We start from the raw sequence: 20448 nt of genomic DNA, 5'->3' as shown, positions 1-20448 counted from the left end.
GGTGTGACGGAACCTCGGGTGCGACCGGACCCGGCCTTCGCGCTGCTCGGGCTCTACGAGACCGCGCTGCCGGAGGTCTACGGGTACCTGCTCTCGAGGTGCGGCGACCGCACGCTGGCCGAGGAGCTGACGTCCGAGACGTTCCTCGGCGCGGTCGCCGCCTGTCGCAAGGACGACGCGCCCGCGGTGAGCGTCGCGTGGCTGATCGGCGTGGCCCGGCACAAGCTCGCCGACCACTGGCGGCGCCGGGAGCGCGAGGACCGGGGACTGCGGCTGGTGCACGACTCCGAGCCCGACGTCAGCGACCCGTGGGACGAGCGGCTCGACGCCCTGCGCGCGCGGCAGGTGCTCGAGTCGCTCGCCGTGCCCCACCGGGCGGCGTTGACCCTCCGTTACGTCGACGGCCTGCCGGTCGCGGGTGTCGCCGAGCACCTCGGCCGCACGGTCCACGCCACGGAAGGGCTGCTGACCCGCGCCAAGGCCGCGTTCCGGCGCGGCTACCAGGAGAAGGAGGGTCGCGATGCCTGAGCCGTTCGACGCGCTTCGCCGGCCCTCGGCGCCGGTCGGCCCCGATCCGGCGTTCGCCGCGGAACTGCGCGACCACCTCAGTCGCCTGATCCTGAACGGAGCCGAGATGACCACCACCGAAACCCCCGCCGACGCCAAGGTCCACGCGCTCGCGCCGTACCTCGTCGTGACCGACGCCCGGGCCGCGCTCGACTTCTACGTCGAGGTCTTCGGCGCGCGACGGCGGTCCGACCCGATCCTGATGGACGACGGCCGGGTCGGGCACGCCGAGCTGGCCATCGGCGACAGCGTGCTGATGCTGGCCGAGGAGTTCCCCGAGCTGGGCAACGTCGTCGCACCGGTCGGCGGGCCGCTGATCCGCGTCGAGGTGGCGAACGTGCGGGAGTCCGCGCGCCTGGCCGTCGAGCGGGGCGCGGAGCTGCTGCGCCCGGTCGAGGACCGCGGTTACGGCCTCGGCGGGACGATCAAGGACCCGTACGGCCAGCGATGGCTCCTCGGGCAGGCCGCGCCGGCCACTCACGCCGCTTCGCCGCCCGTACGCCACGGCGAAGCGGGTTACTTCACCTTCCAGGTCCCGGCGGCCGAGCCAGCGAAGGAGTTCTACGGCGCCGTGCTCGGCTGGCAGTTCTCGCCGGGCCGGGTCGAAGGCGGCTGGGGCGTCCAAGGTGCCGGCCTGATGGGCGGGCTCTGGGGCGGCCCGGGGCGCCAGACGGGCTGGAAGGTGATGTACGCCGTGGACGACCTGGCCGCCGCGCTCACCCGCGTCCGCGAGCACGGCGGGACCGCGGGCGAGGCGGCGCGGCAGCCGTACGGGTTGAGCGCGGACTGCGTCGACAACCAGGGCATCGAGTTCGGGCTGTGGGAGCAGCCAAGCGAGTGAGATGAACCTCGCCCCGGGGGATTTCCGCGCCGCCGGGGCGCACACTCGGTCCATGGCCGGGCACTGGACGCCAAGCGACGACGCCGAGCTCACCGCCGGATGGCGGCTGTGGCTGGAACTCGGCTCGGGCAGCTGGCCGGGCCCCGACTGGGACGGCACCCCCGCCGACGCCGTCCGCGGCCTGGACCGCCTCTTCGGCACCTGCGACGAAATCCTCGCGACGTACCAGCGCGCCGGCGGCCCGACCGACTCCGGCGTCGCCGGCCTGGTCCGCTCGATCTTCCTGGCGTCGAACTGGACGCTGGAGCTCTGGCGCGACGACACGACGCCGCTGGACGCCGAACGGGCCGCCCTGCTGCACGCCGACCTGGCGGGTTTCGCCGACCACGTGACGGGGGTCCGGTCCCTGCTCGCCGCCGGCGGCGGGTGGGCTTCACTGCAGGACTCGTGAGTGTTTATGACGGTTCTAACCGGCATAAACACTCACGAGCGTTTACCAGCGCTCGGGCCGCTTCCGCTCCGGCTCGTACGGCTGCGTGATCACTTCCAAACCGTTACCGCCCGGATCCAGGAAGTAGACGCCGTGGCCACCGTAGTTGTGGTTGATCTCGCTGGGCTGCTGCCCATGCGGATCGGCGTGGTAGGTCACGCCGGTTTCCTTCAGCCGCGCGAAAAACGCGTCGAAATCGGCCTCCGGGATCAGGAAGCAGTAGTGCTGCAGGCGCAGGTCCTCCGGCGGGACGGACGCGAAGTCCAGCCGCACGCCGTTGCCGACGTGGACGGGGATGAAGGGCCCCCATTCCTCACCGGTCTCGAGCCCCAGCAGACGGGCGAGGAATTCGGCGGACTCCCGGTTGTCACGGGACGGGACGATCAGATGGTTCAACTCGACGGAAACTGACACGAACAATGCCTCCACAAGGCATCTCGGCACCTCCATGTCTCACCCAGCCGGTGACCGACACGCGATGCCGCCCCTGGAGCCTAGTCAGCGCCGCCCCGACTTCGCCAGGGATTTCGGCCGCGTCGCGCGCGGGCGGCCGACACCCTGCCAGGACAGCCCGGCGTCCAGGATCCGTTGCGGGTCCAGCAGGTTGCGGGTGTCGACGACGTCGTCGCCCTCCATCGCGTCCGCCATCACGCTCCAGTCGAGCCGGCGGAACTCGTCCCATTCGGTGAGCACCACGATCACGTCGGCGTCCTTCGCGACCTGGTACGGGTCGTCGACCACGGTCATCCCGTCGATGCCGGTGTCGACGGCCGGGTCGAACGCCGTGAGCTCCGCGCCGAGCGCGCCGAGCACGGACGCGACGGCCAGCGCGGGCGAGTCGCGCAGGTCGTTGGTGCCGGCCTTGAACGCCAGGCCCAGCAGTCCGATCCGGGCGCCGGCCAGGTTTCCGCCGCAGGCGCCGGCGATCTTCGCGACGATCCGGTCGCGCTGGGCGATGTTCTCGTCGATGGCCGAGGTGAGCATCCGGAAGTCGTAGTTCACGGACTCGGCCACCTTCACCAGCGCGCTGGTGTCCTTCGGCAGGCACGAGCCGCCCCAGCCGGGGCCGGGCTTGAGGAACGAGCGGCCGATGCGCCGGTCGTAGCCCATGCCCTCGGTGACGAGGTCGATGTCCGCGCCGAGCCGCTCGCACAGCTCGGCGATCGAGTTCACATAGGACAGTTTCAGCGCGAGGAAGCAGTTGGCCGCGTACTTCACCAGCTCGGCGCTCGCCGCGTCGGAGACGACAACGGGCGCGGCGAGGTCGCCGTAGAGGTCGCCGACCCAGCGGGCGGCGGCGCGGTCGTCGGAGCCGACGACGATCCGGTCCGGGCCGAGGAAGTCGGCCACCGCCGTGCCCTCGCGCAGGAACTCCGGGTTCGACACCACGGGCACGTCCGCGCGGCCCAGCATCGCGCGGATCCGCTTCGACGTGCCCACCGGCACGGTCGACTTGGTGATCAGCGCGCAGCCGGGCGGCAGCACGTCGCCGATCTCGTTCGTCACCGCCTCCACCGCGCGCAGGTCGGCCGAGCCGCCCGCGCCCATCGGCGTTGGCACACAAAGGAAAACCCCGTCGGCCTCGCGCACGGCGGCCCGCGCGCCGACCACGAACGACAGCCGTCCGGTACTGATCCCCCGGACGACCAGGTCGGCCAGCCCCGGTTCGAGAATGTCCACTCTGCCGGCGGACAGGCGCGAGATCTTCGCCTCGTCCACGTCCACGCAGGTGACGCGATGCCCCAGGCTCGCGAGACATGCCCCCGTGGTCAATCCGACGTACCCCGTCCCCACCACCACGATCCGAGCTGCGCTCATGCTGCCGAAGGTGACAGCCGGAGTTGACGACCGCGCTAACGGAAGTGGGCGCTGCCGAATACTCCGCGCGACAGTGCGGAAGCAGGCCGGGTGAGGCAGCACACGCGCCCCCGATGCGAACGAGCGTTAACCTGGGCCGGACGGTGCGCCGGCCGCGCCCGTGAGTCAGGAGAAGGGCAGAAGATGCAGATCACCGACACCGCAGCGCTCGTCACGGGCGGTGCCTCCGGCCTGGGCGGCGCGACCGCCAAGGCCCTCGCCGCGAAGGGCGCGCGGGTGTTCGCGCTGGACCTCGCGGGCTCGATCGAGAAGGCCGAGCCGGTCGAGGGCGTCACCTACGTCGAGGCCGACGTGACCGACCCCGAGCAGGTCCAGGCCGCGGTGGACACCGCGGCGGGCTCGGGCGTGCCGCTGCGGATCGTGGTCAACTGCGCCGGGATCGGGCCGTCCGCGCGGATCCTGTCGAAGAAGGGCCGCCACGACCTGGCGCTGTACGCGAAGGTCATCCAGATCAACCTGATCGGCACGTTCAACGTGCTGACCATCGCCGCCGAGGCCGTCGCCGCGACCGAGCCGCTGGCCGACGACGCGCGCGGCGTCATCATCAACACCGCCTCCATCGCGGCCTTCGACGGCCAGATCGGCCAGGTCGCGTACTCCTCGTCCAAGGGCGGGGTGGTCGGCCTGACCCTCCCGGCGGCGCGCGACCTGTCGACGTCCGGCATCCGGGTGCTGACGATCGCGCCGGGCATCGTCGACACCCCCATGCTGGCGACGGTGAGCGACGAGTTCCGCGCGACGCTGTCCGCGGGCGTGCCCTTCCCGAAGCGCCTCGCCCGCCCGGACGAGTACGCCCAGCTCGCCCTCTCGCTGATCGACCACGACTACCTCAACGGCGAGGTCGTCCGCATGGACGGCTCGCTGCGCATGGCCCCGCGCTGACCCGCCCGCGAGGGGACCGCGTGTGTCGCGATCCCCTCGCGGGGTCAGGCCGCCCGGGTCAGCCGGACCTCGAGGCCCATGCCCTCGGTGATCACGGTGCACGTCCGGAAGGCGCTTTCGGCCACCGTCGCCGTGAACTGTGCGGGCGTGTAGGCCCGCCGCCGCAGCCCGCCGAGCGTTTGCCGGGTGGTGAACGCGGCCACCTTGCCCAGCGCCATGGCCGCGACCTCGGCCTCGATCTGGGCGTGCGTCGCCTCCTTGCTCATGTCCTGCACCACCGCGACGCCGCCGGGACGCAGCACGCGGTGCATCTCGTCGAGCGCCGCCACGGGCCGCGCGAAGTTCTTGAACGCGGCCTGGCAGATCAGGAAGTCGAACGAGCCGTCAGCGAAGGGCATCGCGGCCACGTCACCCTGACGGAACTCGACGGCCACCCCCTCGGCCCGCGCGTACTCCCGCGCCAGCCCGACAAACGTGCGGCTCACGTCGAGCCCCGTGACGGCGAAGCCCAGCCGCGCCATCTCCACGGCGAAGTAGCCCGGCCCCGGCGCCACTTCGAGCACGGCGGCGCCGTCGGGCAGGCCGGTGGTGATCTCGCCAGCCACGCGGCGGCAGAACGCGAGCTGCGGAGCAGTGTTGCGGCCGCGCGCGTACGCCCGCGCGACCGGCCCTTCCATCTCCGGCAGCAGTTTGGTGCGGTGGTGTCTGACTCCGGTGTTCCCCATGGGTGACTCCCCGTTTCGGTGATCGGTGCGAACCGGTCCCCGCGAGGTGCCCCCCGTATCCTGTGTGTGCAGCCCCAGGGCCGGGTTCGCTCGCGCGGAACGGTTCGAGGGTTTCCCGGTCCCGGTGACGATGTGCCAGCATCGCCGCCGGGGCCGGCCTTTACTCCCCGCCTCCTTCGGTGAAGGCGGACAGGTCTTCCGGCTACGCCTTGGCCGCTCTGCGAAGGCGGGCAGGTGTTCCGGCTACGCCTGGCCCCTTCGGCTGAGGCGGACAGGTCTTCTGGCTACTCGCGCCTCCTTCAGCGAAGGGGGCGGTCTTCCAGCAGCTCGCCGCCTCTCTGCGAGGGCGGCCGGGCCTTCCGGCTACGCCTGGCCCACCCTGCGAGGGCGGACAGACCTTCCAGCTACTCCGGGCCCCTCGACGAAGGCGGCCGGGCTTTCCGGCTACTCCCGCCCCTTCAGAGAAGGTGGCCAGGTCTTCTGGCTACTCCCGGCCCCTCGATGAAGTCGGCCGAGCCTTCCAGCTACTCCCGGTCCCCTTCGGCACAAGCAGCCAGATTCACTCCCGGCCCCCTTCAGCGAAGGCGCCCAAGTCTTCCGGCAGCTGCCCCGTCTCCCGGAAGTGCCGCCACGCGTCGATCCCCGGCATCGCGCCGGTGGTCAGGTCGTGCAGCAGCGCGCGGACCCAGTCCGCCTCCGCGCGCAGCAGGGCCAGCTCGTACTCGGCCTCCACCAGCATCAGCCGGGGCACCTCGGCGCGGTAGCCGTCGAGCGCCTCGGCGCGGGTGAGCAGCCGCTCCTCCAGCGCGCCCAGCCGGGTGCCCAGCAGCTCCGCCACCGTGTCCGGCCCGAGCGCGGGCAACAGCGACAGCCCGGCCCGGAACTTCGGCGGCTCGAAGTCGGGCTCGCCCAGCAGCTCGCGGACCCAGTCCTCCAGCTCGGCCCGGCCGGCGTCGGTGAGCCGGTAGATCGTGCGCTCGGGCCGCGCACCTTCGCGCACGCTCTCCACGGCCTCGACGAAACCGTGCTTCTCCAGGTTGCCGACCACCGTGTAGAGCGAGCCCCACTTGATCTTCATATCGCCGTCCTTGCCGCGTTCCCGCAGCACGGTGGCCATTTCGTACGGGTGCATCGGCCGCTCGAGCAGGGCGGACAACACGGCGAGGCCCAGCATGTTGCCGACCTTGCGTCGTTTCACCAGCACCATTCCTCGTAGACGAGTACTCGTCCACGAGTATACGCAAACGAGGCCTACAGGTCGAGCATGTACGGCACTTCAGCCTGCGCGCGGTCCGACATCCACTCGCGCAGCGCCTTCGTGGCCAGGACGTCGTCCTCGTTGTAGCGCAGCAGCCGCTCGCGCTGGGCGTCGTCGGGCAGCTCGCCGTCCATGCCGACGGCGTCGCGGTACCAGCGCATCGACGCCTCACCGCCGGCCTCCGGGTCGCGCCAGGTGAAGCCCGCGACGGGCGCGACCACCTTGAGGCCCTTACCGCGCGAGCACAGGAACTGGTCGGTGACGCTGCGGAACAGGTCCACCCACTCGTCAGAATCCACAAAGGACTGAACCGCCTTGCGCGACGGGACGCCGGGGTGATCCCCGAAGCGCTCCACCGAGCCGAACAGCCAGCGGTTCTCCGCCAGCGCGTTGTAGCAGTACGCGCGGAAGGTCAGCCCGGCCGCCAGCGTGCGCTCGCGGACGTCGGTGAACCACGCCCAGAACTCCGCGAACGAGCGCGCCTCGTCCGTCGTCGGCAGCGGGTCCCAGGTCGCGAAGGCGCGGTAGCCGCGCGGCAGCCCGATGTCGGCGCCGGACAGCAGCGTGCCCCACAGGTACGCGCCCGCGTCGCCGAAGCTCTCCATGTCGACGTCGACCTCGACGTCCGCGCGCGCCACTTCGACCTCGGGCGTGCGGCGGACCATGGTGAGGTCGGCGAGCCAAGCGCGCGCCAGCATGATGGCGTCGGCGAAGGTGCCGCCGGTCCAGTTCATCGGCGGCGCGTCGTCGACCGGGTCCAGCGCGGCCAGGTTGTCCACAGTGGACACGCCGGCCTTGCGCAGCTCGGTGGCGTCCTCGCCGCGGACGACGAGGCTGACGTCGCGGGTCTCGGTGAGCAGCACCTCGCACGTCGGCCAGTACGGGCAGCGCCGGCACTCCAGCACGCGCGACGGCATGGCCAGCGGCTCGTCGCCGGTCGCGGCCGCGGTGGCGACGGCGAGGCGGTCGGCGAACCGGGCGTCGTACTCGTTCATCGCGCTGCGCCCGCCCGGCCAGGTGCCCGCGGTGAGGTCGTGCCAGACGACAACGTCGGCGTCGAGCCCGATCACGCCGCCCATCGCGCGGCCGGCCTCGGCGCGGCCGTGGGTCTGCAGCATCCGGCGCAGGTGCGCGAGCCGCAGCTGGTCACGCGGCTGCGAGCGGACCTTGCGCGCGTCGTCCGGCCCGCGGTGCGCCGGGTCGAGGTCGGTCATCACGGTGGTCGGCGCGCCGGAGCCGCGGTCGGTGATCCGGTGCCGCACCACCAGCACCGGCACGTACCCGGTGCCGGCGCGCACGAGCAGGTCGACGCCACCGCGCCGGTGCTCGATCGAGTCGGCGGGCAGCAGCCCGCCCCAGATGTACTGGACGCCGTCGGCGAACGCCTGCTCGGTGAGCCGCACCCGCTCGGCGGCCGGCCGGTCCCGCGCGATACGGGCCCACGTCGCGTCCGGCCCGGTGGCCTCGACGAGCCGGCGCAGGATCTCCTCGCGGTGCGCCGTGGCGTCGTCGATCCGCTGCTGCGCGGTCGGATCCGGCGGCGGCAGCGGGACCTCCCGCATGGCCGGGTCGTGCTCCAGGTGCACGCGGCGCCGGCACCGGCTGACGGCGCCCGCGTCGAGCAGCACCTCGTTACCCATACTGATCACTCTAGTTCCGCTGTCCCGAGCCGACCTGCCCGCACTCCTGCGAGCCGACATGCCCGCCACCACGGGGACCAGTAAGTTCAAGCCCGACGAGTCGCAGGAGGTGGGCCATGGCGCGCAAGGCCAAGCAGGACGCGGGTGAAGCTCGAGTCACCCCGAAGAAGGCGAAGAACGCGATCGCGGTGGCCAAGGTGCTGGGCCCGGCGGTGCTGCCGGTGGTGGCGCCGTATGCCGTTCGCGCGGCGGGCGCGGCCCGGGAGCTGTACGACCGGTACCAGGCGCGCAAGCTCGGCGTCGCCGTCGACCAGCTCGGCGAGTACACCGGCCGGGGGGCCGCGCTGCACGCCCGGATCGCCGGGCTCGTGCAGGGGCTGGCCGAGCTGCGGAAGTCGTCGAAGTCCTCGGCCGCGGACACGAAGTTCGCCGACGAGACCCAGGGCACGCTGGAACAGCTGTCCGCCACGGTCCGGGCGGCCGAGCGCATGCCCGCGGCCCGGCGCAAGGCGGCGCACCACGCGGTCGCCGGCGAGCTGGACCGGCTGGAGGAACAGCTGCTGCACCGGCTCGGCGTCTGACGCGCGAGGGCCGGACCGTCGAAGCGCCCCAATGTGGCGTTGGTTGCGCTCAACGCACCCAATGTGGCGTTCGGTGCGTTGGACGCACCGAACGCCACATTGGGGCGCACTGTCTCAGGAGTCCTTGCGCAGCGGCTTCAGCGTCTCCGCCACCCGCACCAGCTCGTCCAGCATCGCCTTCACCGCCGTGGTCATCACGTCGTTCGGCACGATCACGCCGTCTTCGAGGAACTGCTGCACGAACGGGATCGACACGGCCTCGGCGACGGTGGTCATCCGCAGCACGGCGAGCACCGGCTTGATCATCTGAGTGGCCCGCGTGCCCGCCGCGACGCCGCCGTAGCTGACCAGCCCGGCGGCCTTGTACAGCCACTCGTGGTGCAGGTAGTCGAGCGCGTTCTTCAGCTCGGCGTTGAAGCCGTGGTTGTACTCCGGCATCACGAACGCGAACGCGTCCGCCTCGGCGACCTTCGCGCTCCAGTCCTTGGTGTGCTGGTGCTCGTACTCACGCAGGCGCGGGTGCTTGGCCTCGTTGAAGAACGGCAGGTTCACCTCGGCCAGGTCGACGATCTCGACCTCGTCGAAACCACCGTGGGTCTTCGCCTCGCCCTCGAACCACTTCGCCACGGGCAGGCCCACCCGCCCCGGGCGAGTGCTCGCCACGATGATCTCCAGCTTGGTCACGCTCGCGCCTCCCAGCGTCCCGGATTTGATCTCCCCAACAACTTAGCATTGCTCAGTAATCGGGCCGGCCGGGCGCCGGGAGGCGGGCGCGGCTACTTGATGAAGCCCTTCTTGAGCATCCAGTCGTGCGCGACCGTGCCGGCGTCCTTGCCGTCCACGTCCACCTGCTTGCACAGCTCGACCATCTGCACGTTGTCGATCGCCGCGGTCACCTTCTCCAGCGGGCCCCGGATCTCCGGGTGCGCGTTGAGGAAGTCGGTCCGCATCGTCACGGCGGCGTTGTACTGCGGGAACGCCTTCTTGTCGTCCTCCAGCACCTTCAGGTTGAGCCCGGAGATCCGGCCGTCGGTGGTGAACACCTCGCCGACCGGGCAGGTCCCGTTGGACACGGCCGAGTAGATGGTGCCGATGCCGAAGTTCTCGATCTTCGGGTTCTGGAAGCCGTATGCCTTGACCGCGGCCGGGAAGCCGTCCTGGCGGCTGGTGAACTCCGTCTCCAGGCAGAACCGGGCCTGGTCCGGCTTCTGCTTCAGGAAGTTCGCCAGGTCGCTGGTGGTCTTCAGGTTGTTCTTCGCGGCGTACGCCGCAGTGGTGGCGAAGGCGTACTGGTCGTTCAGCGGCGAGTAGTTCAGCCAGGTGACGCCGTTCTTCTCCGCGTCCGCCTTCGCGGTCGCCTCGTACTGCGCCTTCTCCCCGCCGGGCACCGGCAGCTCGTTGCCCTGGTAGTTGATCCAGCCGGTGCCGGTGTACTCCCACGTCACGTCGGTCTGCCCGTTGAGCAGCGCCTGCCGCGACGAGTTCGACCCCTTGATGTCGGTCAGGTCGACGATGTCCGCGCCGGCCGCGCTGAGCGCCATCTCCGCCATGTAGCCGAGGATGATGTTCTCGGTGAAGTCCTTCGACCCCACCACCACCCGCTGGCCGGCCAGCGCCGGGATGGGCTGGATCGAACCGGGCTCGATCGTGTAAGGCACCGACGTGTTGATGTCGAGGCCGCACGCCGAGAGCGTCCCGGCGAGCAAGGCGGCCCCGGCCAGCGCGCCCGCCTTCTTGAGGACGTGCATCAGCGGAGTCCCTTCGGTCCGAAGTACTGTTCCGCCACCGCGCCCAGCCAGTCGACCAGCAGCGCCAGCGCGACGGCCAGCACCGAACCGGTGATCAGCACCTTGGTGAGGTTCAGCTTGTAGCCGGTGTCGATCAGCAGGCCGAAGCCGCCGGCGTTGACGAACATGCCGAACGTCGCGGTGCCCACCGCCAGCACGAGCGCGGTGCGCAGGCCGGCCAGGATCAGCGGGATCGCCAGCGGGAACTCGACGCGCCACAGCACCTTCGAGGCCGACATGCCGATGCCGCGGCCGGCGTCGACCAGCGACGGGTCCACCTGCTGCAGGCCCACCATCGTGTTCCGCAGCACCGGCAGCAGCGAGTAGAAGGCCAGCGGCAGCGCCGCGACCCACAGCCCGCCGACCGCGCCGGTGAAGATGAACCACAGCACCAGCACACCCAGCGCGGGCGCGGCCTGGCCGATGTTCGCGATGGCCAGGAAGAACGGCGCCAGCCACTTCGCCCACGGCCGCGTCACCATGACCCCGAGCGGCACCGCCACCAGCACCACGATCGCCGTGACGACGATCGTCATCAGCAGGTGGTCGCCCAGCGCGGTGAACAGCGAAGACGCGTTCAGCGTCTCCTTCTCGGTGGCGGTGAGCCCGCTCGCGAACACCCAGATCAGCGTCACCGCGACGATCACGAGGACGGCGATCGGCTGGGCGAGCAACCGGATCCGCTCAGCGCGGCGCGAGCCGGATTCGGTGCTGAAGCCCGTGTCGACGACTGCCGTCATACCGAAGCCTCCTCGGTGTGGTCGTCGGCGTGCTCCTCGCGCAGCTGCTGGATCGTCGAGATGACGGTGTCCAGCTCGATCGTGCCGGCGAACTCGCCCCGCGCGCCGGTGACCGGCACCGAGCCGCCTTCGGCGAGCATCGCCTCGAGCGCGTCCTGGAGCGTGGACTGCAGGCTGACGATGTCGCGCAGCGGCTTGCCCGCGGTGGCCAGCGAGGTGGCCGCCGCCAGCTGGCGGCGGTGCACCCAGCGGGTCGGACGACGGCGCGCGTCGAGGACCAGCACGAAGTGCCTGCGCTGCGCGTCGAGCTGCTTCGCGACTTCCGCCGGCGACTCGTCGAGGCCCGCCGTCAGCGCGTCCTGCTTCAGCTCGACGTCGCGGACCCGCAGCAGCGTCAGCTGCTTGAGCGAGGCGCCCGCGCCGACGAAGCCGGCCACGGTGTCGTCGGCCGGGTTGGCCAGGATCGCGTCCGGGGTGTCGTACTGCAGGATCGTCGACTGGTTGCCGAGCACCGCGATCTTGTCGCCGAGCTTCACGGCCTCGTCGAAGTCGTGCGTGACGAACACGATCGTCTTCTTCAGCTCGGTCTGCAGGCGCAGCAGCTCGTCCTGCAGGTTGCCGCGGGTGATCGGGTCGACGGCGCCGAACGGCTCGTCCATCAGCAGCACCGGCGGGTCCGCCGCGAGCGCGCGGGCGACCCCGACCCGCTGCTGCTGCCCGCCGGAGAGCTGGCGCGGGAAGCGGTCGCGGAAGTCGGCCGGGTCGAGCCCGACCAGGTCCATCATCTCCTCGACCCGGCTGGTGACCTTCTTCTTGTCCCAGCCCAGCAGACCCGGCACCACGCCGATGTTCTGCGCGACGGTGAAGTGCGGGAACAGCCCGGCCTGCTGGATCGCGTAGCCGATCCGGCGGCGCAGCGTGTCGACGTCGAGCTTCAGCGCGTCGTCACCGCCGATGGTGATGCGCCCGGACGTCGGCTCGATCAGCCGGTTGATCATCCGCATCGTGGTGGTCTTGCCACAGCCGGACGGGCCGACGAAGACCACGATCTTGCCCGCGGGCACGACCATCGAGAAGTCATCAACGGCCGCCTCGCGGGTGCCGGGGTACCTCTTGGTGACGTGTTCGAGTTCGATCTCGACGCCGGAAACCTCATCGTGCTCAGCCACGGACACCCCTCGAGATGGTGAATCGCTTGATCAGGACATAGATGCCGTCGAGGATGAGCGCGAGGATCACAACGCCGACGGTGCCGGTGAGGGCCTGGTTCAGAGAGTTCGCGCTGCCCGCGTTGGTCAGCCCGGAGAAGACCTCGGCACCGAGGCCGGGGCCCTTCGCGTACGCGGCGATCACCGCGATGCCCATCAGCATCTGGGTGGAAACCCGCATGCCGGTGAGGATCGCGGGCCAGGCGAGCCGCAGCTCGACGCGCGTCAGCACGCTGATCCGGCCCATGCCGATGCCGCGGGCGGCATCGGTGATCGCGGGGTCGACGCCGTCGAGCCCGACGATCGTGTTCCGCACGATCGGCAGCAGGCCGTAGAGCACCAGCGCGATGACCGCGGTGGTGGAGCCGAGCCCGGAGAGCGGGATCAGCAGCCCCAGGAGGGCGAAAGAAGGGACCGTGAGGATCGTGCTGGCCAGCGCCGTGGCCAGCGCCGCGCCGATCGGGCTGCGGTACACGGCGATGCCGATCAGCACGCCGAGGATCGCGGCGAGAATCGTGCACTGCACCACCATGCTGGTGTGGAGGTAGGCCTCCAGCCACAGCTTGCTCGCCCGGTCCGAGATGTACTCGAAGAGGTTCATCCGTATTCGTTCTCCTGCCGCATGTGAGGACCCCCGAAATCACCCGTTCGGAGTAGCTCATCAACCGGCTGGGTGACTACCCGAAACGAATGCGGTTGAAACCTCCCTTGTGCTGTTGGTCCGACCACCGTTCCGCATCCCGAGACGATCGGCAACCGGCGCAACAGCCCTGGCCGGGGTGTTTTACCTGATCGAAATCGGTTTCCACGCGTTCGTGGGGCCGGTTTTCGACACCCGCCACCACCGTTTTCCACGGGTTTCTCCGGATCGTGAAGGTCTTTTCGTTCGAAAAGGGCAACGATTTGAGATGACCGGCCATCTCACCGAAATTCGTAATCCTGCGAAGGCATTCGCGCACTCACGGTCACAGTTTGGCCCGGCCACTGCTCACCTGGCGAGAGCGCTCGATCACCAGGTGTCGTGTCGATAAGCTGCCCCGGTGAGCTCACCGACCCGGCCCCGCGGCGCGCTCGCCGCTGTCCGTGGTGGGCTGCTCGCGGTCAGCTCCGGCACACTCGCCGTGACCGCGCACGCGGTCGCCGACGGCGGCGTCCCGGACGCCGCGCTGACCCTGCTGCTGACCGGCCTGCTCGGCTGGACGGCCACCGCGGTCGCCGGCAAGGCCCGCGGCCCGGTCGCCACCGTCGTGGTCCTCGGCGCCGGGCAGCTGGTGATGCACCTCGTGCTCACCGTCCTCGCCGCCCACGAAATGCCGCCGGCCACCGGCTGGTCGGGCGGCTGGGCGATGACCGCGTCCCACGCCGTCGCCACCCTGCTCACCGCACTGCTGCTGGCGCGGGCCGACCGGATGCTGCTCACCGTGCTGCACGTCGTGCGCGCGTTCCTGCCGCTGCTCGCGCGGGCGCTCCCGGTGCCCGCCGCGGCGCCGGCCCCGCTTCCGCCGCGGCCCGCCCGGGCCGTCGCGTTGCCGCGCCTCGAGCTGAGGCGTGTCCACGGCCGTCGCGGCCCGCCCGTCTTCTCCTGAACCCCAGATCCCCCAACCCTTTTCACGGCGGACCCCCGTTGTCCGCCGGATGATCCTGTTCAGGAGCAGTTGTGTCCCGTCACCACGTCTTCAAGCGCGCCGGAGTGCTCGCCGCCACCGTCGGCGCCGCCGGCCTGCTCGGCGCGGGCATCGCGTCGGCCCACGTCACCGCGAACGTCTACGGCGCGCAGCCCACCAAGGGCGGTTACGGCGCGATCTTCTTCCGCGTCCCCAACGAAGAGGCCAACGCCGGCACCATCAAGGTCGAGGTCGACCTCAAGCCGGAGTACGGCATCGGCAGCCTGCGCACCAAGCCGATCCCCGGCTGGACCGCGGAGGTCACCTCGTCGCCGCTGGCGCAGCCGGTGACCACGGCGTCCGGCACGAAGATCACCAAGGCCGTCACCAAGGTGGTCTGGACCGCGCAGCCCGGCAGCAAGATCGCCGCGGGCTCCGCCGAGTTCCAGGAGTTCGAGATCAGCGCCGGGCCGCTGCCGTCGAACGTCGACCAGCTCGAGTTCCCCGCCATCCAGACCTACGAAGACGGCAAGGTGGTCCAGTGGAACCAGCCGACGCCCGCGAACGGCGAGGAGCCCGAACACCCGGCACCGGTCGTCAAGCTCGCCGCGGCGAGCGGCGAAGGTGACCACGCCGCCATGACGGCCACCACCAATGACGCCGAAGCGGCACCGTCCACTTCGGACACCACGGCCCGCTGGCTCGGCGGCGCCGGACTCATCGTCGGGGCGCTCGGGCTCGGTGTCGGGGCGGGCGCGGTCCTGCGCTCGCGCCGGCCCGCCGCCGCGGCGCCCGGAAAGACCGAGGGAAACGAGTAATGCGGAAAGCGCTCCTCGCGCTGGCGATCACCGGGGTGGCCCTGCTGGGCACGGCCACCCCGGCGCTGGCGCACAACGTGCTGATCAGCTCGGACCCGGCGAACGGCGCGTCCGTCGCCACCGGGCCGTCGAAGATCACGCTGACCTTCGACCAGTACGTGCAGAACGCCGACGTCAACCAGATCGCGGTGACCGGTCCCAGCGGCGGCCAGTGGGCCGAGGGTCCGGTGACCGTGCAGAACAACGTGATCAGCGCTCCGCTGCGGCCGCTCGGCCCGGCGGGCAAGTACACCGTCGGCTACCGGATCCTGTCGGCCGACGGGCACCCGGTCTCGGGCGAGATCCCGTTCACGCTCACCGCCGCGGGCACCGGCACCCCGGCGAGCGTCGACGCGGCGAAGGCCGCCGGCGCGCCCGCGGCCGCCGGCTCGTCCTCGTCGACGGCCTCCTCATCGACGGGAATCCCGATCTGGGTCTGGATCGCCGGCGCGGTGGTCCTGCTCGCGATCGGCCTCACCGTCGCGCTCCGCACGGGCGGGCGGGAGCCGGGTCAGGAGAAGACGAAGCAGTGACACAGGCTGAGACCACCACGAACGTCCGCTGGATCACGCTGCTCTGCGTGGTCACGGCGGGGCTGCTGGGCGCCCTGATCGGCGTCGCGCTGACGGCTTCCGCGCCCATCCCGGGTGTGGTGGAGCCCAGCGCGGTGGTCTCGACCGCCATCCCGATCGTGCGGGTGCTGCTGGACCTGGCGGCGGTCGCCACGATCGGGCTGGCGCTGCTGTCCGTGCTGGTCGGCTACGACCGGCCGAACCTCACCGAACCGGTGATGCGGCGGGCGCGTCCCGCCGCCGTCGCCGCCGCGCTGGTCTGGTCGGCCAGCGCGGTGGTGGCGCTCATCCTCCAGACCGCCGAGTACAAGCCCGGCTCGCCGACGCTGACGGCGGCCGACATCGGCACGTACATCGCCGAGGTCGGCGCCGGGAAGGCGCTGGTGATCGTCGCGGTGCTGGCGCTGCTGCACGCCGTGCTCGGTTTCGTCGCGCTGCGCCACGGCGAAAAGGTGCCGGCCGAGGTGCGCGTCGGCGTCGGCATGTTCGCGCTGCTGCCGCTGCCCGTGACCGGCCACGCGTCGAACTGGAGCTACCACGACTACACGATGATCTCGATGGAGCTGCACGTGATGAGCGCGGTCGCCTGGTGCGGCGGCCTCGCCGCGATGACCGTGCTGCTCGCTTCGAACCGCACGCTCCTCGCGTACGCGCTCCCCCGGTTCTCGAAGCTGGCCACGCTCTGCCTGGTCATCTCGGCCGTCACCGGCCTGTTCAACGGCATCGTCGAGATCCTCGCGAACCCCACCATCGGCTTCTGGGCCGGCGTCTTCACCACGCCGTACGGCCAGCTGATGCTGCTCAAGCTGCTGTGCACGGGCGTGATCGCGCTGCTCGGCGCGCACCTGCGCTGGCGGCTGATGCCGCAGATCCTGCGCCACAACCGCACGGCGATCGCTTCCTGGGCGACGCTCGAGGTGACGGTGATGGGCCTGGCGTTCGGCTTCGCGGTGGTACTGACGCGGGCCCCCGTCACCGTCTCCTGAATTCCTTCAAGTGATTCGCCGGTCGTCGCCGGGTGACAAAACGGCTGGTAGTGACGTCGTGTAGCTGCAATTTGCACTGTGGGATTAGCAGTAATCCATCCGAGGCGACCCGTTGGGCCGAATTTTCTACTCGGAGACGCACCTGGTCAGCGGTCACCAGGCATGCGACAAGCGGTCAACTGCAGGCGGCGAATGCACGTGCAAAATCCCAGGCATGTGTCTCAGGTCACTCGATCCCGATCATCGGGGCACGGCCGACGCCCAGGTCGAGCCCCGGTACCGCTCAGCGGTAGCGGGACCACCGGACGTCCGTCCGGCCGTGGCGGAGGTCGTCCAGGCGCCGGTGCAGCTCCGCGGCGACCTGCGGGTGACTGCGCAGGATCGGCAGCACGCTGGTGGTCAGTTTCAGCTCCCGCACGGCGCGCAGTACGGAGAACCCCGGCCAGGCCGTCACGTCGAAGCCGTAGGCCCGGGAGAACTCCTGGTAACCGCTCGGCGGGTCCCCGAACCGCTCGCGGCCGACGGCCAGCGGCGTCAGGTCCCACTCGGGCGGGCCGACGCACGAGGAGTCGAAGTCGCACAGCACCGGGCCGTCCGGGCCGGGGATGACGTTGCCGGGGTACGCGTCACCGTGGACGAAGCCGCTGTCCAGCGGGAAGTCCAGGTCGTCAAGGGCCGCCTCGACCTCGGCGCAGCGCTCCAGCAGGAACCGCCGGTCGCCGTCGGACAGCTCCTCCGCGTCGGACACCCGCGCCCGCACCGCGTCGAACGGCGCCCACTCGGCGAGGCCTTCGGGCGGCGGCAGCGCGTGGACCCGGCGCAGCAGGTCGGCGAGGTCCGCGGGCGAGGCCGGCCGCCCCACCGACGGCACCTCCCGCCACACCGTGACCAGGTGTTCGCCGACGTGCAGCGGCTGATCGACGTCGTCCAGCAGCCGGATCGCGGGGATGCCGTGGCGGGCGAAGTGCTCGGCGACGCGGACGACCGTGTGCACCCGGTGCCGCAGCCGCGTCGAGCCGACGATCCGGACCACCACCGGGGCCGTGACCAGCGCGTACACCGCGTTGTTGGTGAACCGCAGCAGCCGCGCGCCAGCCGGGTCGAGCCCGAGCAGGGCACACGTTTCGGCCAGCACTTCGCGCAGCTTGGCTGAGGTGAACCGGCCGTCCACAAAGGGCTCGGTGGGACTCGTCGGCCTCAGGCGGCGTAGAAGATCTTGAGCCGGTCGGCCAGGTCACGGGCGTCGACGTTGTTGCGTCGCCGCTCGGCCTCCGCCTGCAGCGGGCGCATCCGGTCCTTGACCCGCTCCGACTTGATGCTCTCCGCGCAGTCGATGGCCTTGCCGCCGACCTTGACGCCGTGGTCGATGTCGCCGTCCAGCAGGTGGTTCGTGGCGAGCGCGCTCAGCATGAACGCCTTGCTGCGGGCCATGTCGTCGGTGTAGGACTCGACGGCCCTGGTCAGTGCCGGGATCGCGTACTTCGTGTGCTCGACGTTCTTCTGCGCCAGCACGGTGTGCACGGTGCCGGTCATCGCGTAGACGTCGGTCTCGTTGAAGAACTTGACCCAGGACTCGGCGTTCACGGTGTCGGCGCGGGCGAACTCGTCCTTGCTCCGGCCGAGCAGCTTCATCGCCTGATCCTCGTTGCCCATCATCGCGTAGGCCCAGGCCTCGTTGGCACAGAGCACGGCGACGGCCAGCTCCGAACCCGACTCCTGCGCCGCGATCTGGCCGAGCTGGAACAGCTTCAGCGCGTCGTTCGCCGCGTCCTGGTGCAGGTAGACGCGGCCCATCCGGTACAGCACGTTGGCCACCAGCGGGTGGCTGTCGCCCTGTTTGGCCAGGTCGAGCGCGTTCGCGAAGTGCCCGCGGGCGGAGTCCATCAGCCCGGTGTCGAACGAGGTCCAGCCGGCCAGGCTGTGCAGGTCGGCGAGCGCGACGAACAGGCGGGACTTCACCAGCTCGGTCGAATTCGACTCCAGCATCTGCTGTCCCCAGGACAGCTGCGCCACCACGGCGTCACGGCAGAAACCGCCGCCGTACTGGTAATCGAGGGCGCGCAACGCTCTGGTCGCCGCCTCCACCTGGCGCACGTCGGTCATGCCGATGCGCCCGGGAGCCGGCGTCCGCGCCGGGCCCGACGACCACGTCCCTGATTCCGGACCGAACACCGCCGCACCCATCGTGACCTGGGCGGCGTGCGCGAGGAACCTCCGTCGCTTCACGGACTCGTCCTCCTCAGCCTGCCGGCCGCCGGACGAACCGACGACCCGTATCGCCGTGGTCTCGTCGTACGCGAGACCCATGTATCCACGGGGGACACCCAGGCCGTCGGCGATTCTCGTGAGCACGTCGTAGGCCATGACCTGCCGACCCTTGAGGATCTCCGACACCTCGGACTGCGATTGGCCGGTCATCGCGGCGATCTGCCGCTGCGAAACACCGTGCTTGCGCAACAGCCGGTACACGGCGCTGACCTCCCGGGCGGCCAGCGCTGCGCGCATATCGGCCTGCTCCCAGGCATCCGGGGGCACCGGGTTGCCGGCACCGGATCCGTTGCCGCCAGTACTGGCGTCCATTGCGACCCCTCACCATCCGTCGGGCGTCGAAAACAGCCTAAGCACACCGTGAGAACCATGGGAAACGAGCGGTCAGAGGGTCTGATCGGCAGGGCCGAAGTCCGCTGACCGCTTACCGTGGAACCCCGCCCGGTCACCGCTATGACGCGGTTTCGACCTTCTATCGCACTCGCTTTCACCTCACTGTAGTTGTCAGATCTCCGTGACCGACCGGATACCGGCCGCGATCACGGAGAGCTACGGAAACCGAGCTACAGCGACGACGTGGATGTGCATCCCGCAAGGTGCACACGGACGAGAGAGCGGTGGAGGGCCAGTGGAGTTCGTGGACTCGCTCGCAGGAGGACATGCCGGGACCGCGATGCGCCCCGTGCGGCCCGGCCCCGCGGGAGGCCAGGGAGTCGCCACGGTGACCCGTCCGGTCACCCCGTCCGCCGCGGCCGACCCCCGCACCGTGGGCGTCCGTCACTACGAGGGCGGACAGCTGGTGTGGCGCGTGCAGTGCGGCGACCTCATCAGCCGCGAGCGCGCGGTGACGGTGTTCGTCGAGGACAACCAGGTCGTCGTCGTCTCGCCCCCCGGCGAGACGGCCCGGCTCACGTCCGGTCAGCTCGGCCAGCTCAGGGCCGCACTCAACGAAGCCGCCAAAATGGCGGAAAGGTAACGGTGAGCTCTCCATGGATCAGGTACTCGGGCAGGTCCTCCGCAATGCGGTCTGGGAACGCCTCGACATGCTGTCCGACCTGGCCACCCGCGCCGACGCCCAGTCGCTCGTCTCGGTGGCCCGCTCCGAACTCCCCCGCCTGACCGAAGCCTGGCGCTCGATGCTGCAGGCGCACGATCCGGACGAGCGCGGCGACTGCCCGACCTGCTCCACCCGCTGGCACCGCTGCAAGGCGCCGTGCTCGGTCTGGCAGGTCGCCCACGAGCACCTGGTGGCCGGCGGCCTCGCCCCGCAGCAGGCCGCGATGTCCGCAGACGACCGGCGGGCCGCCCGTCGCACCAGCCCCCTGCCCGGCCAGACGCGCCGGGCCGGCCAGCCGAGCCCCGCCGAGACCACCGGCAGGCACGCTCTGGTCAACCCGCGGGCCGTCACGGCCTGACCCCCAAGACCGGCGAGCGCGTGGCCAGGCCGATTGCCCCATCGAGCCGGCCGCCGCGGCACTCTCGCCCAACCGAGGGCTGGTTCGTCCGTCCCCCCGAGCGTGACGAACCAGTCCCCGGTACCCCAAACTCTGCGCGATTAATCGAA

At 70.8% G+C, this 20448-nt stretch carries 23 protein-coding genes; 11 read left to right on the top strand and 12 right to left on the bottom strand.

Translation table 11 applies throughout. The annotated features are described in order from the left end of the window. The first annotated feature begins 3 nt into the window (after nucleotides 1–3). Genes OG943_RS37255 through OG943_RS37245 form a run of 3 tightly spaced genes read left to right on the top strand, consistent with a single transcriptional unit; the run spans nucleotide 4 to nucleotide 1859 of the window. Nucleotides 4–528, top strand: a complete 525-nt coding sequence (locus OG943_RS37255; RefSeq protein ID WP_328605606.1) for an RNA polymerase sigma factor — start codon at nucleotides 4–6, stop codon at nucleotides 526–528. After that, the gene (locus tag OG943_RS37250) at nucleotides 521–1408 is read left to right on the top strand and encodes a VOC family protein (protein ID WP_328605605.1); all 888 of its coding nucleotides are present in this window, start codon (nucleotides 521–523) and stop codon (nucleotides 1406–1408) included. Before OG943_RS37255 ends, OG943_RS37250 begins: the two co-directional genes overlap by 8 nt. 52 nt (nucleotides 1409–1460) lie before the next feature. After that, entirely contained in the window at nucleotides 1461–1859 is a 399-nt protein-coding gene (locus OG943_RS37245) for a hypothetical protein (protein ID WP_328605604.1), read from the top strand. Between the two features lie 42 nt (nucleotides 1860–1901). On the opposite strand, the gene OG943_RS37240 is transcribed toward OG943_RS37245, so the two are convergent. Next, nucleotides 1902–2312 (bottom strand): VOC family protein, encoded by a 411-nt coding sequence (locus OG943_RS37240; protein ID WP_328605603.1) that lies wholly within the window; start codon nucleotides 2310–2312, stop codon nucleotides 1902–1904. An 84-nt stretch (nucleotides 2313–2396) separates the two neighbouring features. Then, nucleotides 2397–3716 (bottom strand): UDP-glucose dehydrogenase family protein, encoded by a 1320-nt coding sequence (locus tag OG943_RS37235; protein ID WP_328605602.1) that lies wholly within the window; start codon nucleotides 3714–3716, stop codon nucleotides 2397–2399. Between the two features lie 183 nt (nucleotides 3717–3899). Between OG943_RS37235 and OG943_RS37230 the strand changes: the two genes are divergently transcribed. Beyond that, nucleotides 3900–4658: an SDR family NAD(P)-dependent oxidoreductase gene (locus tag OG943_RS37230; protein WP_328605601.1), complete on the top strand. Its 759-nt coding sequence runs from the start codon at nucleotides 3900–3902 to the stop codon at nucleotides 4656–4658. Nucleotides 4659–4702: 44 nt separating this feature from the next. Here OG943_RS37230 and OG943_RS37225 read toward each other — a convergent pair whose 3' ends face one another. From OG943_RS37225 to OG943_RS37215, 3 genes are all read right to left on the bottom strand, one after another. Continuing rightward, nucleotides 4703–5383 carry a class I SAM-dependent methyltransferase gene (locus OG943_RS37225; RefSeq protein WP_328605600.1) on the bottom strand — a complete coding sequence of 227 codons (681 nt, stop codon included), beginning with the start codon at nucleotides 5381–5383 and terminating at the stop codon, nucleotides 4703–4705. Between the two features lie 559 nt (nucleotides 5384–5942). Then, the gene (locus OG943_RS37220; RefSeq protein WP_328605599.1) at nucleotides 5943–6581 is read right to left on the bottom strand and encodes a PadR family transcriptional regulator; all 639 of its coding nucleotides are present in this window, start codon (nucleotides 6579–6581) and stop codon (nucleotides 5943–5945) included. 53 nt (nucleotides 6582–6634) lie between these two features. Then, the gene (locus OG943_RS37215) at nucleotides 6635–8281 is read right to left on the bottom strand and encodes a TM0106 family RecB-like putative nuclease (RefSeq protein WP_328605598.1); all 1647 of its coding nucleotides are present in this window, start codon (nucleotides 8279–8281) and stop codon (nucleotides 6635–6637) included. 116 nt (nucleotides 8282–8397) lie between these two features. On the opposite strand from OG943_RS37215, the gene OG943_RS37210 reads away from it, so the two are divergent. Then, nucleotides 8398–8862 carry a DUF6474 family protein gene (locus OG943_RS37210; RefSeq protein WP_328605597.1) on the top strand — a complete coding sequence of 155 codons (465 nt, stop codon included), beginning with the start codon at nucleotides 8398–8400 and terminating at the stop codon, nucleotides 8860–8862. A gap of 114 nt (nucleotides 8863–8976) precedes the next feature. Here OG943_RS37210 and OG943_RS37205 read toward each other — a convergent pair whose 3' ends face one another. From OG943_RS37205 to OG943_RS37185, 5 genes are all read right to left on the bottom strand, one after another. Further along, on the bottom strand, nucleotides 8977–9546 hold the full coding sequence (locus tag OG943_RS37205; RefSeq protein ID WP_328605596.1) for an NADPH-dependent FMN reductase: 570 nt from the start codon (nucleotides 9544–9546) through the stop codon (nucleotides 8977–8979). Nucleotides 9547–9638: 92 nt separating this feature from the next. After that, nucleotides 9639–10610, bottom strand: a complete 972-nt coding sequence (locus OG943_RS37200; protein ID WP_328605595.1) for a glycine betaine ABC transporter substrate-binding protein — start codon at nucleotides 10608–10610, stop codon at nucleotides 9639–9641. After that, a complete protein-coding gene (locus OG943_RS37195; protein ID WP_328605594.1) occupies nucleotides 10610–11389 on the bottom strand; it encodes an ABC transporter permease in 780 nt (259 codons plus the stop codon). The genes OG943_RS37200 and OG943_RS37195 overlap by 1 nt, the downstream gene beginning before the upstream one ends. Further along, nucleotides 11386–12558 carry an ABC transporter ATP-binding protein gene (locus OG943_RS37190; protein ID WP_328605593.1) on the bottom strand — a complete coding sequence of 391 codons (1173 nt, stop codon included), beginning with the start codon at nucleotides 12556–12558 and terminating at the stop codon, nucleotides 11386–11388. The genes OG943_RS37195 and OG943_RS37190 overlap by 4 nt, the downstream gene beginning before the upstream one ends. Next, entirely contained in the window at nucleotides 12551–13198 is a 648-nt protein-coding gene (locus OG943_RS37185) for an ABC transporter permease (protein ID WP_328605592.1), read from the bottom strand. The genes OG943_RS37190 and OG943_RS37185 overlap by 8 nt, the downstream gene beginning before the upstream one ends. A 490-nt stretch (nucleotides 13199–13688) precedes the next feature. Here OG943_RS37185 and OG943_RS37180 point away from each other — a divergent pair, with 490 nt between their 5' ends. The 4 genes from OG943_RS37180 (at nucleotide 13689) to OG943_RS37165 (ending at nucleotide 16616) form a co-directional block, all read left to right on the top strand. Beyond that, on the top strand, nucleotides 13689–14183 hold the full coding sequence (locus OG943_RS37180; RefSeq protein ID WP_442874832.1) for a hypothetical protein: 495 nt from the start codon (nucleotides 13689–13691) through the stop codon (nucleotides 14181–14183). 71 nt (nucleotides 14184–14254) lie between these two features. Beyond that, nucleotides 14255–15019, top strand: coding sequence for a YcnI family copper-binding membrane protein (locus OG943_RS37175; RefSeq protein ID WP_328605590.1), 765 nt, complete (start codon nucleotides 14255–14257; stop codon nucleotides 15017–15019). After that, on the top strand, nucleotides 15019–15591 hold the full coding sequence (locus OG943_RS37170; protein ID WP_328605589.1) for a copper resistance CopC family protein: 573 nt from the start codon (nucleotides 15019–15021) through the stop codon (nucleotides 15589–15591). Before OG943_RS37175 ends, OG943_RS37170 begins: the two co-directional genes overlap by 1 nt. Then, nucleotides 15588–16616: a copper resistance D family protein gene (locus OG943_RS37165; protein WP_328605588.1), complete on the top strand. Its 1029-nt coding sequence runs from the start codon at nucleotides 15588–15590 to the stop codon at nucleotides 16614–16616. Before OG943_RS37170 ends, OG943_RS37165 begins: the two co-directional genes overlap by 4 nt. 283 nt (nucleotides 16617–16899) lie before the next feature. Here the strand turns inward: OG943_RS37165 and OG943_RS37160 are convergent, their stop codons facing one another. Together OG943_RS37160 and OG943_RS37155 are read right to left on the bottom strand one after the other, a co-directional pair. Then, complete coding sequence (locus OG943_RS37160; RefSeq protein ID WP_328605587.1) at nucleotides 16900–17787, bottom strand: phosphotransferase family protein; 888 nt, start codon at nucleotides 17785–17787, stop codon at nucleotides 16900–16902. Between the two features lie 26 nt (nucleotides 17788–17813). Beyond that, nucleotides 17814–19196: a helix-turn-helix transcriptional regulator gene (locus OG943_RS37155; protein ID WP_328605586.1), complete on the bottom strand. Its 1383-nt coding sequence runs from the start codon at nucleotides 19194–19196 to the stop codon at nucleotides 17814–17816. Between the two features lie 316 nt (nucleotides 19197–19512). Between OG943_RS37155 and OG943_RS37150 the strand changes: the two genes are divergently transcribed. After that, nucleotides 19513–19860, top strand: coding sequence for a hypothetical protein (locus OG943_RS37150; protein ID WP_091628760.1), 348 nt, complete (start codon nucleotides 19513–19515; stop codon nucleotides 19858–19860). 13 nt (nucleotides 19861–19873) lie between these two features. Further along, complete coding sequence (locus OG943_RS37145; RefSeq protein ID WP_328605585.1) at nucleotides 19874–20299, top strand: hypothetical protein; 426 nt, start codon at nucleotides 19874–19876, stop codon at nucleotides 20297–20299. Nucleotides 20300–20448: the final 149 nt, after the last annotated feature.

Source organism: Amycolatopsis sp. NBC_00345 (genome assembly GCF_036116635.1).
Taxonomy (GTDB): Bacteria; Actinomycetota; Actinomycetes; order Mycobacteriales; family Pseudonocardiaceae; genus Amycolatopsis.
This window is presented reverse-complemented; position numbering and strand designations above follow the sequence as displayed.

What these genes read in the sequence shown, in the direction of transcription:
- OG943_RS37250 (WP_328605605.1), top strand. Translation starts at nt 521, where the DNA reads ATGCCTGAGCCGTTCGACGCGCTTCGCCGGCCCTCGGCGCCGGTCGGC.
- OG943_RS37245 (WP_328605604.1), top strand. Translation starts at nt 1,461, where the DNA reads ATGGCCGGGCACTGGACGCCAAGCGACGACGCCGAGCTCACCGCCGGA.
- OG943_RS37235 (WP_328605602.1), bottom strand. Translation starts at nt 3,716, where the DNA reads ATGAGCGCAGCTCGGATCGTGGTGGTGGGGACGGGGTACGTCGGATTG.
- OG943_RS37230 (WP_328605601.1), top strand. Translation starts at nt 3,900, where the DNA reads ATGCAGATCACCGACACCGCAGCGCTCGTCACGGGCGGTGCCTCCGGC.
- OG943_RS37225 (WP_328605600.1), bottom strand. Translation starts at nt 5,383, where the DNA reads ATGGGGAACACCGGAGTCAGACACCACCGCACCAAACTGCTGCCGGAG.
- OG943_RS37215 (WP_328605598.1), bottom strand. Translation starts at nt 8,281, where the DNA reads ATGGGTAACGAGGTGCTGCTCGACGCGGGCGCCGTCAGCCGGTGCCGG.
- OG943_RS37210 (WP_328605597.1), top strand. Translation starts at nt 8,398, where the DNA reads ATGGCGCGCAAGGCCAAGCAGGACGCGGGTGAAGCTCGAGTCACCCCG.
- OG943_RS37200 (WP_328605595.1), bottom strand. Translation starts at nt 10,610, where the DNA reads ATGCACGTCCTCAAGAAGGCGGGCGCGCTGGCCGGGGCCGCCTTGCTC.
- OG943_RS37195 (WP_328605594.1), bottom strand. Translation starts at nt 11,389, where the DNA reads ATGACGGCAGTCGTCGACACGGGCTTCAGCACCGAATCCGGCTCGCGC.
- OG943_RS37185 (WP_328605592.1), bottom strand. Translation starts at nt 13,198, where the DNA reads ATGAACCTCTTCGAGTACATCTCGGACCGGGCGAGCAAGCTGTGGCTG.
- OG943_RS37170 (WP_328605589.1), top strand. Translation starts at nt 15,019, where the DNA reads ATGCGGAAAGCGCTCCTCGCGCTGGCGATCACCGGGGTGGCCCTGCTG.
- OG943_RS37155 (WP_328605586.1), bottom strand. Translation starts at nt 19,196, where the DNA reads ATGGACGCCAGTACTGGCGGCAACGGATCCGGTGCCGGCAACCCGGTG.
- OG943_RS37145 (WP_328605585.1), top strand. Translation starts at nt 19,874, where the DNA reads ATGGATCAGGTACTCGGGCAGGTCCTCCGCAATGCGGTCTGGGAACGC.